The sequence below is a fragment of the Mesorhizobium sp. WSM4976 genome, assembly GCF_029625685.1.
Lineage (GTDB): Bacteria > Pseudomonadota > Alphaproteobacteria > Rhizobiales > Rhizobiaceae > Mesorhizobium.
In genome coordinates, this window is the sequence record NZ_JARTVT010000015.1 from 15,821 (window position 1) to 30,902 (window position 15,082).

General features: G+C 65.9%; 14 protein-coding genes. 7 read left to right on the forward strand and 7 right to left on the reverse strand.

The window, feature by feature from the left end; genetic code table 11:
• The first annotated feature begins 156 nt into the window (after positions 1-156).
• The 5 genes from P9272_RS18995 to P9272_RS19015 are packed head-to-tail and all read left to right on the forward strand — an operon-like array spanning position 157 to position 5,664.
• On the forward strand, positions 157-1,632 hold the full coding sequence (locus tag P9272_RS18995) for a glycine cleavage T C-terminal barrel domain-containing protein (RefSeq protein WP_278161720.1): 1,476 nt from the start codon (positions 157-159) through the stop codon (positions 1,630-1,632).
• Positions 1,633-2,214 (forward strand): hypothetical protein, encoded by a 582-nt coding sequence (locus P9272_RS19000; protein ID WP_278161721.1) that lies wholly within the window; start codon positions 1,633-1,635, stop codon positions 2,212-2,214. It begins immediately after the preceding gene.
• A 2-nt stretch (positions 2,215-2,216) separates the two neighbouring features.
• Positions 2,217-3,125, forward strand: a complete 909-nt coding sequence (locus P9272_RS19005; RefSeq protein ID WP_278161722.1) for a dihydrodipicolinate synthase family protein — start codon at positions 2,217-2,219, stop codon at positions 3,123-3,125.
• Positions 3,126-3,132: 7 nt separating this feature from the next.
• Positions 3,133-4,101, forward strand: coding sequence for a D-2-hydroxyacid dehydrogenase (locus P9272_RS19010; RefSeq protein ID WP_278161723.1), 969 nt, complete (start codon positions 3,133-3,135; stop codon positions 4,099-4,101).
• A 21-nt stretch (positions 4,102-4,122) separates the two neighbouring features.
• Complete coding sequence (locus P9272_RS19015; RefSeq protein WP_278161724.1) at positions 4,123-5,664, forward strand: trimethylamine methyltransferase family protein; 1,542 nt, start codon at positions 4,123-4,125, stop codon at positions 5,662-5,664.
• Between the two features lie 49 nt (positions 5,665-5,713).
• On the opposite strand, the gene P9272_RS19020 is transcribed toward P9272_RS19015, so the two are convergent.
• From P9272_RS19020 to P9272_RS19050, 7 genes are read right to left on the reverse strand one after another with little or no spacing between them, the layout of a single operon-like run.
• A complete protein-coding gene (locus P9272_RS19020; RefSeq protein WP_278161725.1) occupies positions 5,714-6,379 on the reverse strand; it encodes an isochorismatase family cysteine hydrolase in 666 nt (221 codons plus the stop codon).
• Positions 6,380-6,381: 2 nt separating this feature from the next.
• Positions 6,382-7,659: a Zn-dependent hydrolase gene (locus tag P9272_RS19025; protein WP_278161726.1), complete on the reverse strand. Its 1,278-nt coding sequence runs from the start codon at positions 7,657-7,659 to the stop codon at positions 6,382-6,384.
• A complete protein-coding gene (locus tag P9272_RS19030; protein WP_278161727.1) occupies positions 7,656-8,816 on the reverse strand; it encodes an FAD-binding oxidoreductase in 1,161 nt (386 codons plus the stop codon). Before P9272_RS19030 ends, P9272_RS19025 begins: the two co-directional genes overlap by 4 nt.
• A 16-nt stretch (positions 8,817-8,832) precedes the next feature.
• Positions 8,833-10,119 carry a Coenzyme F420 hydrogenase/dehydrogenase, beta subunit C-terminal domain gene (locus P9272_RS19035; RefSeq protein ID WP_278161728.1) on the reverse strand — a complete coding sequence of 429 codons (1,287 nt, stop codon included), beginning with the start codon at positions 10,117-10,119 and terminating at the stop codon, positions 8,833-8,835.
• Positions 10,120-10,126: 7 nt separating this feature from the next.
• Complete coding sequence (locus P9272_RS19040; RefSeq protein WP_278161729.1) at positions 10,127-11,041, reverse strand: nitrilase-related carbon-nitrogen hydrolase; 915 nt, start codon at positions 11,039-11,041, stop codon at positions 10,127-10,129.
• Positions 11,026-12,456: a dihydropyrimidinase gene (gene hydA, locus P9272_RS19045; protein ID WP_278161730.1), complete on the reverse strand. Its 1,431-nt coding sequence runs from the start codon at positions 12,454-12,456 to the stop codon at positions 11,026-11,028. Before hydA ends, P9272_RS19040 begins: the two co-directional genes overlap by 16 nt.
• Before the next feature lie 27 nt (positions 12,457-12,483).
• A complete protein-coding gene (locus P9272_RS19050; protein WP_278161731.1) occupies positions 12,484-12,834 on the reverse strand; it encodes a RidA family protein in 351 nt (116 codons plus the stop codon).
• 236 nt (positions 12,835-13,070) lie between these two features.
• On the opposite strand from P9272_RS19050, the gene P9272_RS19055 reads away from it, so the two are divergent.
• Together P9272_RS19055 and P9272_RS19060 are read left to right on the forward strand one after the other, a co-directional pair.
• A complete protein-coding gene (locus tag P9272_RS19055) occupies positions 13,071-14,318 on the forward strand; it encodes an MFS transporter (RefSeq protein ID WP_278161732.1) in 1,248 nt (415 codons plus the stop codon).
• A complete protein-coding gene (locus tag P9272_RS19060; RefSeq protein WP_278161734.1) occupies positions 14,318-15,082 on the forward strand; it encodes an SDR family oxidoreductase in 765 nt (254 codons plus the stop codon). The genes P9272_RS19055 and P9272_RS19060 overlap by 1 nt, the downstream gene beginning before the upstream one ends.

The window sequence follows — 15,082 nt, forward strand, 5'->3', positions numbered from 1 at the left end:
CCCAAAACTATGCCTACCCCCCTGCCGAATGGCCCGTTTAATCCCCCGGCGCCGTTGGCGGCCAGGCACTATTTCTTGTTTCCACCCCCCTGGGGCCGCGGGGGGGGGGGGGCCGCGCTCTCGAGACTCGGCCATGCGGTTGCCGATGAGCCTCCGGTGGCCAGCCCAAAAGTCGCCCGGCCACGCTATCTGCAGCTGATCGTCGCCGATCCCAAGGGACGCGACTTCGTCGATTTCGACGAGGATCTGCAGGTCAAGGATCTGCAGAACGCAACCAAGGACGGCTATCGCGAGATCGAGCTTGTCAAGCGCTTCACCACCATCGGCATGGGCCCGAGCCAGGGACGCCATTCGGCTCTGGCAACCGCCCGCATCGTCGCCGAGGCGACCGGCCGCACGGTGGGCGAGATCGGCATCACCACGGCGCGCCCTCCCGTCGGACCGGAAACGCTCGGCGTGCTCGCCGGCCAACACGAAGTGCTGGAGCGCCGCACGGCACTGCATGCCAGGCATGTCGCGCTGAACGCCGCGATGAAGCCGGTCGGCGCATGGTGGCGGCCCTATTATTACGGCGACGCAAGCGACGCCGAGGATGCTGTCCGCGAGGAAATCCTGGCAGTGCGCGAAGGCGTCGGCCTGCTCGATGTCTCGACGCTCGGCAAGCTGGAGATCCGCGGCCCGGACGCCGGCGAGTTCCTCGACCGGCTCTACACGATGGCGCATGCCAACCAGCCGGTGGGCCGTGTCCGCTATTGCCTGATGCTCAACGAAATGGGCTCGGTGATCGACGATGGCGTGGCCTACCGGATGGCGCAGGACCAGTTCTATGTGACGGCGACCACCGGCGCCGTCACGCGCGTCTATGCCGACATGCTGTTCTGGAATGCCGAGTGGCGCCTGGAGGTGGACGTGCTCAACCTCACTGGCGCTTTCTCCGGCCTCAACGTGACCGGACCCAAGGCGCGCCAGGTGCTCGAAGCGCTGCAGAGCGACATTGATTTCAGCCGCGACGCTTTCCCTTATCTCAGCGGCCGCGAAGGCATGGTCGCCGGCGTCCCGGTGCGGGTGATGCGCATCGGCTTCACCGGCGAGCTGAGCTACGAGCTGCATTGCCCCTCAAGCCTGGCGCCCGCACTTTGGGATGCCGTGATGGCCGCGGGCAAGCCCCACGGCTTGCGCCCGTACGGCCTGGAGGCGTCGCGCATATTACGCCTGGAGAAAGGCCACATCCTGATCGGCCAGGACACGGATGCGATCACCGCGCCGGACGAGCTCGGCTTCGGCTGGGCGGTCTCGAAGAAGAAGCCGTTCTTCGTCGGCAAGCGCTCCATCGAAATGCGCGCAAGGCTCGGGCAGACGCGCAAGCTGGTCGGGCTGCAATTCCCCGCCGGCGCCAGCAACATCCCTGGCGAAAGCTGCCTGGTGCTGCGCGGTGGCGCCCCCGTCGGCCAGATCACCTCGGTCGGATATTCGCCGTCGCTCGGGCGCCACATCGCGCTCGCCTATGTCCATGTCGACGACCAGGCGGAAGGCAGCCGCGTGGCGGTGAAGTGCCGCAACGGCGAGCTGGTCGAGACGCCGGTCGTCGGCCACGCGTTCTTCGACCCGACCAACGCGCGGCAGGAGATTTAGATGGCCGCCGGCACCGCGACTCGCATTTATCCTTTCATGCCCGGCGGCGCGGCCGACGGCACCAGGCTGGCTTCCGGCGCGGTCGTGCTGAGCGATCTTACCGACCGCCCGCGCTTTGGGTTGAAAGGCGGCGGCAGCGCCGCCTGGCTTGCCGCGCAGGGCGTCAAGCTGCCAGCCGTCAACCGCATCGGCGACCATCGCGGCATGCGCGTCCTGCGCCTCGGCAACGAAGACATCCTGCTTCTCGCGGAGGACGCCGCGGAAACTCTCGCCCAAATCAACACCGGGTGGCAGGCCGCAACGGTGCCGAAAGGCTATTCGTCATGGCGCGAGGAAGGTTGGGCATGGATGCGGCTTTCCGGCCCTGACCTAGCCAAAGCGATGAGCGGGCTTTGCGCGCTGGACCTGAGACCCCAGAAATTCGGCGTTGACGATATCGCGCAGACGCGCGTCGGCCATATTGAAGCCGTGACATTCCGTTCCCCGACAGGTTTCGACATACTCTTCGACATCACCGCTTCGGCCTACTTCGCCCGCGCCGTCGCGGCGATGGCCGGCCACATAGACCACCACAGAGGATAGCCATGACCCGCCCGCAAGGAACCATCGCCCCGATCCTGACGCCGTTCGAAGACGACGGCCGCATCGCGCGCGATCTCTGGATTTCCCATGCCAAATGGGTGCTCGGCCAGGGCGCGCATTTCCTCTCGCCCTTCGGCACCACGGGCGAAGCGCTGTCGGTGTCCCTGCGGGAGCGCATGCAGGCGCTGGAATGGCTGGTCGAGGCCGGCATCGCGCCCGACCGGCTGATGCCCGGCACCGGCGTTACCGCCCTGCCCGAAACGGCCGAATTGTCGGCGCATGCCGTCGGCCTCGGCTGCGCCGCGGTCATGGTGCTGCCGTCCTTCTTCTACACCGGCGCCGGCGACAACGGCCAGGCACGCTATTACGGCGAGCTGATCGAGAAGGTCGCAAAGCCTTCGATGCGCATGATCCTCTACCACATCCCGCAGAACTCCGGCGTGCCGGTCAGCCCCGCTTTGACGGCAAGGCTGAGCAAGGCCTTTCCGGACACGGTCGTCGCCTACAAGGACAGCGCCGGCGACTGGAACAACACCGCAGCCGTCATCGCCGCCGCGCCCGATATCTCCGTGTTCCCAAGCTCGGAGGCGCAACTCACCAAGGGTCTCGCCAACGGCGCGGCCGGCTGCATCTCGGCCACCGTCAATCTGAACGCCGCCGCCATCCGCCGCCTCTACGATGCGGCAAGGAAGGGCGAAGACGTCACGGAGGCGGATGCGGCCGTCAAGGCGTTCAGGAAGGTGATCCAGGATGCCGGGCTGATCCCGGCGATGAAGGCGGTGCTTGCGGTCAAGTCCGGCGACCGGCGCTGGCTGAACCTGCGCGCGCCGCATGAGAATGCGACGCCGAAAAACGGCCAGGCGCTGATTGCGGCGCTGGGCAGCGCCGCCGACCATATCGGCCATAGCTGAGGTCGCGATGTCGGCGCGCCCAACAATCATCCTGCACACCGACAAGCCGGCCGGTGCGCTTGCCGTGCTCGCCGAGATGCATCCTGACCTTGATGTCCATGCCTGCGATACCTACGCCGGCCTCCCTGCCCTGATCGAACAAATCAGCGCCGAGGTGGTCTATTCGATCCGTTTCGACGGCACGCCGCGTTATCCGCGCCAGGCCCTTGTCGAGAGTCCGACGGTGAAATGGGTGTCGATCGGCGGCTCCGGTACCGACCATCTGGGCCGCTGGGATCCCGAGCATCTCACGGTGACGAACTCGGCCGGCGTCGCCGCCGGGATGCTAGCCGAATATGCGCTCGGCGCCATGCTTTCCTTCTCGCTCGACCTGCGCGGCTTCGAGCGCCGGCAGCAGGCCCGCCAATGGGGCGGCGGCCGCGTCGAGCCGATCGAGGGCAGGACCGTCCTCATCGTCGGCCTCGGCAAGACCGGCGAAGCCGTCGCGCGCCGCGCGCAGGCGATGGGCTTGCGCACGCTGGGCATTCGCGCGGGGCCGAAACCGATGCCGGCGCTCGACGAGGTGCATGGTCCCGACGCGCTACTGGCGCTGATCGGCCGCGCCGATTTCATCGTCTGCTGCGTGCCTCTGCTGCCGACCACGCGCGGCTTGCTTGGCGAGGCCGCCTTTGCCGCGATGAAGCCGTCCGCCGTGCTGATCGACATTTCGCGCGGCGGCGTCGTCGAGGAGAAAGCTCTTCTCGCTGCGCTCGACAATGGACGGATCAGGGGCGCTGCACTCGATGTCTTCGCCACCGAGCCGCTGCCGGCCGAACATCCGCTCTGGGGCTACGACAACGTCGTCGTCACGCCGCATTGCGCGGCCGTCTATGACGGCTGGGACATTAAGTCGGTACGCATGTTCGCCGACAATCTGGCGCGCTACCGCCGCGGCGAGCCGCTGGAGAATGTGGTCAATCCGGAACGCGGCTATTGAAAGCCGGGAGGAAATAATCCGATGTCACAGGACAGGCGCGGCGGTGGCCGCAGATCGAAGCTGGGCCGCAGTGGCGGCGGCATTTCGCAACTGCCGTGGCAGAGCGTGAAAAACCCCTACCCGCCCATGCAGCTTCTCGACGAAGAGCGCATGGAGCAGTTGCACAACACCGCGATGCGCATCCTGTCGGAGCTCGGCATTCGCGTCATGAGCGAGAAGGTGATGGACCTATTCGCCAGGGCCGGCGCCATCGTCGATCGCGAGGAGCGGACCATCCGCATCGACGAGAGCATCGTCAACGAGGCGCTGCGCAATGTTCCCTCGTCCTTCACGCTGACCAGCCGCAACCCCGACAAGCAGGTCCATCTCGGCGGCAATTCGCTGGTCTTCGGGCTGGTCGCCGGTCCGCCCAACGTACATGACTGCGTCAACGGCCGCAGGCCGGGCAACCTGCCCGACTATCAGAACTTCATCCGGCTGGCGCACCACTTCAACGCCATCCACATTATCGGCAACCAGGTGGTAGCGCCGGTCGAATTGCCGGCGAATTCACGTCATCTTGATACCTATCATGCCAATCTGACGCTGAGCGACCGCTCCTTCCATTGCACCGCGATCGGCCGCGCCAGGGCGATGGACGGCATCAACATGATGGCGATCGCGCGCGGCATCTCGGTCGAGGAGATGCGCGCTTCGCCCGGCGTGACCACGATCATCTCAATCAACTCGCCGCGCCTGTTCGACGACGCGATGGCCGAGGGCCTGATCGCCATGGCCGAGCACGGCCAGCCGGTGACCGTCACGCCGTTCACTTTGATGGGCGCGATGACGCCGGTGACACTCGCCGCAGCGCTCTGCCAGCAGAACGCCGAGGCGCTGTTCGGCGTGACGCTGACGCAGCTCGTCAATCCCGGCACGCCGGTGATGTATGGCGCCTTCACTTCCAATGTCGACATGAAGTCGGGTGCGCCCGCCTTCGGCACGCCGGAAAACGCCAAGGCCAACATCATCGCCGGCCAATTGGCGCGACGCTATAATTTGCCCTACCGCACCTCCAACGCGAACGCTTCGAACGTCGTCGACCTGCAGGCGGCCTACGAAACCGAGATGGCGACCTGGGGCGCTGTGCTTGGCGGCGCCAATCTCATCTACCACGCCGCCGGCTGGCTGGAGGGCGGGCTGACGGCGTCCTACGAGAAGCTCGTGCTCGACGTCGAGATCCTGCAGAACATGATGGAGTTCCTGCGGCCGCTGCCGTTCCAGGAAGACGACCTCGGCTTCGAAGCGATCAAGTCGGTGCCGGCCGGCGGCCATTTCTTCGGCGCCGAGCACACCATGTCGCGCTACACCACCGCCTTCTACCAGCCGATGCTCTCCAACTGGCAGAATTACGGCGCCTGGCAGGAGGCCGGCGGCAAGGACGCGCTGGAGCGGGCGACCGAGCTCTGGCAGCAGGCGCTGCACGATTACGAGGAGCCGGTGATGGATCCCGCGATCCGCGAGGAGCTCGACGCCTATGTCGCGCGCCGCCGCGAGGAGATTGCCGCCAATCCGGAAACTTAGAGCATGCTTCAAAGACGATTGTCAGAGGCAGATGCGGCTGCGACGCCGATCACAGCGCCTCATAGATCCGGTCGACGCTCTCCAGCGTGTAGGCGAACTCCACCGGCCGCGTGCAGTGCCAGCCTTCGAAGGGCTGGCCGGCCAGCGCCTTCAATGCCTGCGGCAGGCGCAATATGCCGCCGCCATAAAGCCGGTTCGCCATGTCGAGCATGCCGGTGCGATGCATGGCCTCCGTCATGCTGCCGCAGGCGTCCTTGACCAGCCATACGCGAAAACCTTGGTAAACCGCGTCGAACACGCTCGCGGTCACGCAGCTGTCGGTCAGCACCCCGGCGACAACGAGGTTCTCAATGCCAAGCGCGATGAGCCGCTGCACAAGATCGGTGCTGCGAAAGGCGCTCGGCCAGTGCTTGAGGATGACGATGTCGCCCGGCAGCGCCGCCACCTCGGCGCAGATATCCGCGCCTTCGCTGCCCGCCACCGCGGAGCGGAATTCCTCGGTCAGGATCTCCTCCTGCCGCGCATAGCCGTCGCGTTCCTCCGGCTTCACCCAGGCCTGTGCGTAGAGGACGGGCACGCCAGACTCGCGGGCGGCATCGATCAGCGCGGCGGTGTTGGCGAGCACAGCGTCGTAACCGACGACCGGCCAAGCCCCGCCTGGGCGGTATTCGTTCTGCAGGTCGATGACGAGCAAGGCGGTTTTGGCAAGGTTCATGGCTAATCCGGGGAATTGTCGAAATCGGTGACGAAACGCAGAAGCAGTCGGATCGCCTGATCGAGGTCGGTGATCTCCATCGCCTCATGCGGGTTGTGGCTGCCGTTCTCATTGCGCACGAAGAGCATTGCCGTCGGAATTCCGGCGCCGGCAAAGGTCGCCGCGTCATGACCCGCCCCGCTCGGCACATGCGGCGCCTGCATTTTCAATCCTGTGGCGGCGCGATCCAAGCCCTCGATCAACGCAGGTGCCATCGTCGCCGGCTGCCAGGTGAAGCGCTGCCCGAGTTCGAACGTCACGCCCCGCCTAGCGCTGACTTCGGCGAGAATAGTCCGAAGCCGCGCCTCGACGCGTTCCAGAACCGTTGCCTCGGCGCTGCGCACATCGAGCGTGAAGCCAAGCTCGCCGAGTACGCGGCTGCCACCATGCTGCGTGGGATCGGATTGAACCCGGCCGAAGGTGATCGTCGCGTCATGCCCTTCCCGTTCGAGCGCATCCCATTCGATCTCAAGCGCGGCGACAAGATCGGCGAAGCCAAGCACGGCATCATGCCGGGCAAAGCGCGGCTCCGCGCCGGAATGGGCATAGGCGCCAAGGCACTTCGCATCGACGTAGCGGAAGCCGCCGGCAATCCCCGTGACGATGCCAATCGGCGCTTCGGCGGTGACGAGGCGCGGTCCCTGCTCGATATGCACCTCGATAAAGGCCGCGATCTGTGCGGCACCGATGCCCGGCACGCCGCGTCGCGCGGCGTCGGGGTCGAACCCTTCCTCGAGCATGTGTTCGGCCAGCGTGCGGCCGCTGTCGGATCGCCTGGCTTCGAGCGCCTGAGGATTGAGCAAGCCAAGCGCCGCCTGGCTGCCCGGATAGGACAGTGGAAACCAGACCGCCTCCTCCGCGCGCGTCGCCAGCACGATGAGATCGCGCGGCAATCGGATGCCCCTCGCGCCCAATTCGGCCATCACCGCCAGGCCTGCCACGACGCCGGCGGCGCCGTCGAAATTGCCGCCATGCGCCACGCTGTCGAGATGCGAGCCGATGACAAGAGCCGGCAGGTCCGGGTCGCGGCCACTGAGCGTCAGATAAAGATTGCCGGCGACATCGACGCGCGCAACAGCTCCGAGCTTTTCTGCTTCCTTGCGCACGAGGTCATGGGCGAAGCGCTCACCGGCTCCGTAAGCGACGCGCGTGATGCCAGGCGCGTCGGTCGTGGCTTCAGCGAGCACATCCAGGATGCGCCCCGCCAATTCACCGCCAGCCGTCAGGGCGGCGCTGTTCATGAAGCAACCTTGCTGGCTTCGGGTGCAACATCACGCAGCCGGTGCGGCGTAAGATCATCCAGTGCCACGCCTTGCCTCGCGACATCGTCCGGCAGGCCGCCGCCGCGGATCAGGCTGGCGCAGACCCGCGACAACGCTGGCGAGGTCTTGATGCCGTAGCCGCCCTGCCCGACCAGCCAGGCGAAATCCGGAAACTCGTCATCGGGCCCGACCACCGGTGACCCGTCGGCGACGAAGGTCCTCAAGCCCGCCCAGGAGCGCGACACGCGCTGCACCTCAATCGTCGTCGCACGTTCCAGACGCTCTGCGCCGATCGCGACGTCGATGTCTTCGGCAAAAGCATCCATCGGCGCCGACGGCGTGGCATCGGCCGGCGAGACGAACAGCTGTCCGGCATCCGGCTTGAAATAGAACTCCGCGCCGATATCGTTGACCATCGGCCAGTCGGTTATGTCGAGGCCGGCGGGCGCCGGAATATTGAAGGCTGTGCGGCGCTTCGGCTGCAGGCCGACCGGCCGCACACCCGCCATCAGCGCGATCTCGTCACCCCAGGCGCCGGCCGCATTGACGATCAGCGGCGCAAGGAAGGTCCCCGCTTCCGTCTTGACCCGCCATTGGCCGCCATGCCTACCGATACCCTTGACGCCGGCGCTGGTGGCGATGCGCGCGCCACGCGCCCGCGCGCCACGCAAGAAACCCTGATGCAGGCCGTTGACGTCGATATCCATCGAATACGGTTCGATGTAGGCGCCGGCGAGATAGTCCCGGCGCAGTGCCGGCACGCGCGCGATCGCCTCATCCGGCGTCATCGCGACGATCGAGGGCACCAGCGCCTGCGCAGCCGCCAGATCTTCACGCAAAAGGTCGAGTTGGTCGGCGCGTGCCACGGTGATCATGCCGCGCCTGCTAAGCAGCGGATAATCGCAAAAACCCGTGGGCGGCTCAGTCAGGAAGGCGCGACTGGCGAGCACGATGCGGCGGATGACGCCGTTGCCATAATTCTCGGTGAAGCTCGCCGCGGAGCGTCCCGTGGTGTGATAGCCGCAATGGCTCTCGCGCTCGAGCAGCACGACCTTCCTGTCGCGTGAAATCTCGAACGCGGCACCCGCGCCGGCCATGCCCCCGCCGATGATAATGACTTCCGTCTGCTCGCTCATGGATCCCCCAAAATGCTCAACGCGGCACGGCAGGCGGCTCGCCCAGGCGGCCGCGTCGGGCGCGGTTACGGGCGCCCCGCCCTTCGGCCAGATTCTCGGCCGGCGAATTCTGCGCGGCGCAGTCGCGCAACGCGAGGTCGCTGACAAAAGGCACCGGCTTGCCGGCGATTGCCATGCCTGTCAGCCGCGCCCAGACGGCGCGCCGCTTGCGCACCTGATGCGACTGCAACTCGCTGATCTCGGCGATCCCGCTCTCTCGCTTGATCTGCAGAGCGCCGGCCTCGACAGCCGCTTCGAACAGCTCCAGCCCGCGCTTGGTTCGCACGATGATGCCGTTGAGCGGTTCATCCTCTATAGCCGGGCCGCCATTCAGCCAGGCATCCGACACCGCGATATCCGCCACCTGCCCGATCGCATCAGGACAGATCTTGCAGCGCGGCTGGATCATCCATTTGTCCTCGTCTTCCCACAGCTGCCGGTAGCTGATCTCGAAGGCGCGGCCGTCTTTGGTTTCGATCCGGTTGAAGCCCGGGTTGCCGTGGCCGCGATAGCGGAAGAGAGACAACTCGTCTTCGCGAAGGCCAAAACGCTGCAGCACCTGTTCCGACTTGGTCAGGTCCGAGGCGCCGCCGCAGACGAAGGCGAGCGCATAGCGCATGTGCTTGTCAACGCGCGGATCGAGCCGCGCCAGGTTGTGTGCGGCGGTGATATCGCAGGGCTTGGCGATCAGCGCGAACGGCTCGCCGCGATCGAGAATGTCGTTGAAATCCACCAGCGTCGCCGCCGGGCCGTAGCGCGAGCCTGCCCCTTCGAGCACCGAGGCGGCGTCGAAGCTCAGCTTGCGTTCCGTGCGCATTGGCATGGAGCGCGACGCAGCGACATGCAGCACGAATTTTACGCGCCCCGAGCTGAGCAGGAACTGTCCGAGCGCCGTCAGTGTCCCGCCGCCGGAGCCGACAAACCGGACAGTGGGATCTGCGGCGGAACCGAGCACGAGCCGCTCGACCGGTCCCCAGACCGTATCCGTCGACACGGCGTCATTTATCTGCGCGGGGGGCGGACCGGCGATGCGCGTTCCGGGGCAGACGGCGTTGATGCTCTCCAATGTCTGCTTCTCCAATGCCCGCAACGCCACCGGCCGCTCGCGCCCTTCCGGCGTCATCACCATCTCAACGTCGCCGGGACGAGCCATCGACCGGCAGAGGCCACAGCCGATGCAAAGACCGTTCTCGACGATCTCGCCAAGCGACAGCGGATCGGCCGCGAGCGGCGCCTTGCTGCAACTGGTCTCGATCAGGCCCATCGCTGTCTCAGACCGGATCCGAGATGCGCTTGTACTGGTTCGGGCGGCGATAGAGCGCGAAGTTGAAGTTCACTTTGCGACAGATCTCGATCAGGTCGAGGTCGGCGCGGTGCACGATCACCTCGTCGTCGAGCGACATTGCTTGCGCCGCGATCTCGCCAGTCGGCGCGATGATGCAGGACCCGCCGATCAGCGCCTGGCCGTCTTCCAGCCCGGCCTTGGCGGCGGCACCAATCCAGAGCGTGTTCTGGTAGGCGCCAGCCTGCATCGGCAGATGGTTGTGGAACATTCTCAGATGCGCCAGGGCCGGCGCCTCGTCGAGCAGCAGCGGCGTGTTATAGCCGAGCAGCGCCACCTCGGCGCCGTTGAGGCAGAGCATGCGATAGGTCTCAGGCCAGCGGCGGTCGTTGCAGATGGCGAGGCCGATGCGCACGCCGCGATAGTCGTAGACCGGAAAGCCGAGATTGCCTGGTTCGAAATAGCGCCGTTCGAGATGCGTTGTCGTGCCCGCCTGGGGCTCGCTGGACCCCGGCACATGCATCTTGCGATAGCGGCCGATGAAGGCGCCGTCCGACCCGACCAGATCCATCGTGTTGAAATGACGCGTGCGGCCCTCTTCCTGCGTTAGCTCACAATAGCCCAGCGCGAAGCCGACCTTCAGGCGCGCGGCGGCATCATAGAGCCGGCGCGTCTCCGGACCCGGCATCGACGCTTCGAAGAAGGCGTCGATCTCGGCCTGGTCGTCCATGCGCCAGCGTGGGAAGAACGTGGTCAGCGCCATCTCCGGGAACACCGCGACCTCGGCGCCGGAGGCCGCTGCCTTCTCAAGCAGATGCACCAGCCGTCCGACCGTCTCGGCGCGCGTGGCGCTGCGCTGGATCGGCCCCGTCTGGCAAACGGCGATGATCAGGCATCGAGCCACGGCGTCCAATCCTCGACTGGTTTTCCCGAAAGCGCGAGATCTGCGGCGTTGCGTGTCAGGAAGCGGCCGAAGCCCGGCGACGCATGCAATTCGCCATCCGCAACCACCGGCACGCCGCGCACCAGGACGGTGGTCGGCTTACCGGTGACACTCCTGCCTTCATAAGGCGTGAAATCGACCCGCGAATGCAGCGCCTTGTGCCCGAGCGTCCAGCGCGCCCTCGGATCCCACAGCGCAAGATCCGCGTCGAGCCCGACGCCGATGCGACCCTTGCGATCCGCAAACCCGTAGATCGAGGCGGCATTGCGCGAGGTGAGGTCGAGATAGCGCTCCAGCGTCAGCCGACCGGTGAGCAGCCCTTCAGAAAACAGCAGCGGCAGCCGTGTCTCGATGCCGGGAATGCCGCTCAGCGTCGTGGTGAAGCCTGGCATCTCGGAGCGGCCGATCTTGTCCGCGAAGTAATATGGCGAATGGTCCGACGACCAGAGGTCGATACCGCCATTGGTCAGCTCTTGCCACAGATGTTCATGGCTGCGCGGCGAGCGCGGCGGTGGCGAGAAGACGAAGCGCGCCGCATCGATTGGAGAGCGATTGAGATCGGCGGAGGCCAGGAAGAGATATTGCGGGCAGGTTTCGGCGATGGCGGCCACCCCACGCAACTTTGCCCGCGCCACCTCCTCGGCCGACTGCCAGGACGAGACATGCACGATGGTCATGCGAGCGCCGGTCATCTCGGCGAACGCTAAAGCGCGATGCGTCGCCTCGCGCTCCATCGTCTCGGTGTGAGCCACCAGATGATGGCGGATGTCGGTGCGGCCGAGATCGATCAGCCGCTGTCGCGTGCGGCGGATCGCGGCATCGTTCTCGGCATGGACCATGACGATCCAGCCCAGGCGCCTTGCCGTATCGAGAACCTTGAAGAACAAATCGTCGTCGACGGCAAAACCCTGATAGGTCATGAACAGCTTGACCGAGGCGATGCCGCGTGCCGCAAGCGCCCCAAGTTGTGCCTCGACATCGGCGCCGGTGCCCATGGTCACCACGGCATGCAGCCCATAGTCAATCACGGCGCGTCCAGCCGCGCGCTCCAGCGCGCGGTCGATGGCGCCGATCGTCGTCATATCCTGTCCGGGCATGCCGAACGGCACGATGCAGGTCGTGCCGCCGAACGCTGCGGAGATCGTGCCGGATTCGAAATCGTCGGCATTGCCGGCCCCGCCCCAGACGGGCTGGTCGAGATGGCAATGCGCATCGATGCCGCCGGGCATCACCCAGCGGCCACCGGCGTCGATCGACTTCTCGCCGGACAGGCCTTTGCCGATGGCGGCGATACGGCCGTCGTCAATGCCGATGTCGCATTCGGCCCAGCCGTCGTCGAGCGCCACGCGCCCGCCTTTGATCACCAGCTCATGCATTGGCCAGTTGCCCGTTTTGGATTGTCCTCAACCGACAGCCGCCGTCACCATGATCTCGACACGGTACTGGTCGCCGGCGAGCCGCGCTTCGACCGTGGCGCGCACCGGCATGGCGCTGCGGTCGATCCAGGCGTCCCAGGCGGCATTCATCATCTCGAAATCGGCGATGTCGCGGAGCCATATCTGCGCGCTGAGCAGCTTCGACTTGTCGCTGCCGGCCTTGGCCAGAAGCGCGTCGATCTTGGCGAGGATCTCCTTGGTCTGGCTGGAGGTGTCGCCGGAAAGATCGTCCGCCGTCAGGCCGGCCACATAGACGGTGCCGTTGTATCGCAGCACCCGGCAGAAGCGCTGTCCGTTTTCCAGGCGTTCGATCGTCATATCGTTCCTTTCCGCTGTTCCTCGGATTCTGGCTTTTGCCTATGGTAAGGAGGGTGCAAAACCACTGTAAAGCCCGCAGCAAAGCCAAGATGCCGCTTTCCTTCATGGCGATGGCCAAAAAAAATCTAGCCATAGCCGCATCAATCTTCGTTTGTGGCAGCCACGGCAAAGTGTAGCTTCTACTTGGGCTGCCGTTGGTCAACGGTCACGCCAGGGGAGCCACTGCAGCCGCATCAATGAGGTCGATCGCTCAATCCTCGGCGCGGCTCTGGCAAAATGCAGAGCGGTCCCGCGCCATGCTGCCGATCATGGTTGGCGTCTGCCTGGCCTGCATCGGCAGCGCCATGCTGACCACGGCCGTGTCGCTGCATCTAGGAAAGCCCGGCATTTCTCCCCAGGTCGTGCAGATCGTGCTGACCGCTTATCCCGTGGGCTTCCTCGTCGGATGCCTGGTCACCCGCCCCGCGGTCGCCCAATACGGGCATGAGCGCACTTTTGTGGTGATCCTAGTGCTGGCGCTGCTGGCGGCGTCCGGCTTCGTGTTCACCGACTTCCTGCCGAGTTGGATCTGCTTTCGCCTGCTCGGCGGCATGGCGATGGCGTCGCTCTTCGTCGTCTGCGAAAGCTGGATCAACCTTTATGCCGAGCAGCACAATCGCGGCGTGCTGTTCTCGCTCTACATGCTGACGACGGCAATCGCCGTGCTGCTCGGACAACTCCTTGTCGGGCTGGTCGGCCCGCAATCGCCGCATCTGTTTCCGGTCGCGGCCTTAACGGTGCTGCTGGCGCTGGTCTCCAAATTCGTTGGTGGACGCTGGCCGGCGCTGCCCGCAACCGATCCGGAGCACGCGGGTTCAGCGAGACCGGTCAAGCGGCTTGGCCCGCTGGCGCTGTTCCGGCTGGCGCCGGTGACGGTCGTCGCAATCTTCCAGGGCGGTATCACCAACATGAACATCTTCGTGCTGACGCCGATCTACGGTACCCTGATCGGGCTGTCGGCGGCGACGACAGTCGGGCTGGTCACGACCATCAGCATCGCTGGCATGTTGGCGCAAACCCCGGTCGGCTGGCTGTCGGACCGATTTGAGCGGCGCATCATATTGCTTGTCCAGGGCATTCTGTCCGTCGCGCTCTGCGCGACGATCGCCTGGGTCGGCAATTCCTCGGTGCCGCTGTTGTTCGTGCTGTTCTTCGTCTATGGCTGCACGGCGCTGACGGTTTATCCTGTGGCGATGGCGTTCGGCGCCTCGCAATTGCACAGCCGACACATGGTCGGCGCTTCCGGCACGCTGCTCCTGCTCTATTCGATCGGCAATGTTGCGACGCCCGGCATATCCGCCGGCCTGATGGAGCATATGGGCGCGCCGGCCATGTTCCTGCTTCTGGGCGGCGGCGCCGTGCTGGTCACGCTCGCGGCCTGCTACAATCTGTTGCGCCGGCCGGTCATCGCGCCGGCGATGCAGGCAGTCGAGGAGCGCGCCTGATGGCGGATGCAGCAACGAACCGCCTTGAAGGCAGCGTCATCCTGATCGCCGGAGCTGCCAGCGGGATAGGCGCGGCAATCGCGCGCCGCTGCATTACCGAAGGCGCGAAGGTCGTCTGCGCGGATTACGATCTGGAGCCGGCAACCAGGCTCGCCGAAGCGCTCGGGCCTGCCGCCGCCGCTTGCCAGTGCGACGTGACCAAGATCGAATCCGCCGAAGCAGCCGTCGACTTCGCCGAGAGAAAATACGGCCGGCTCGACGGGCTGGTGCACAACGCCGCCGCGCCTTCGACTAGCGCCACCGTTGTCGATCTCGACGAACGCGCCTGGCGGCACGAGATCGATGTCGGCCTGACCGGCGCCTTCTTGATGAGCAAGTTCGCCGTGCCACTGGTCGCGGCCAGCGGCGGCGGCTCGGTCGTCTTCATCGGCTCGCAATTCGGGCGCGTCGCCACCACCAGGGCGGTCGCCTATTGCGCCGCCAAGGCCGGGCTGATCCATCTCGCCAAGGCGATGGCTGTCGACCACGCGCCCGACAAGATCCGCGTCAACAGCCTGTCGCCCGGCGCGGTAGCGACGACCCGCCTGCTGCGCCGGTTCGCCGATTTCGAGGCGGCCAATGCCGGGCTCGGCCATGCCCATCTGCTCGGCCGCATCGCCGAGCCCGAGGAGATCGCCGCAGCGGCGGCTTTCCTGCTTTCCTCCGACGCATCCTTCGTCACCGGATCCGACATGCTCGTGGACGGCGGCTATGCGACGCGCTGA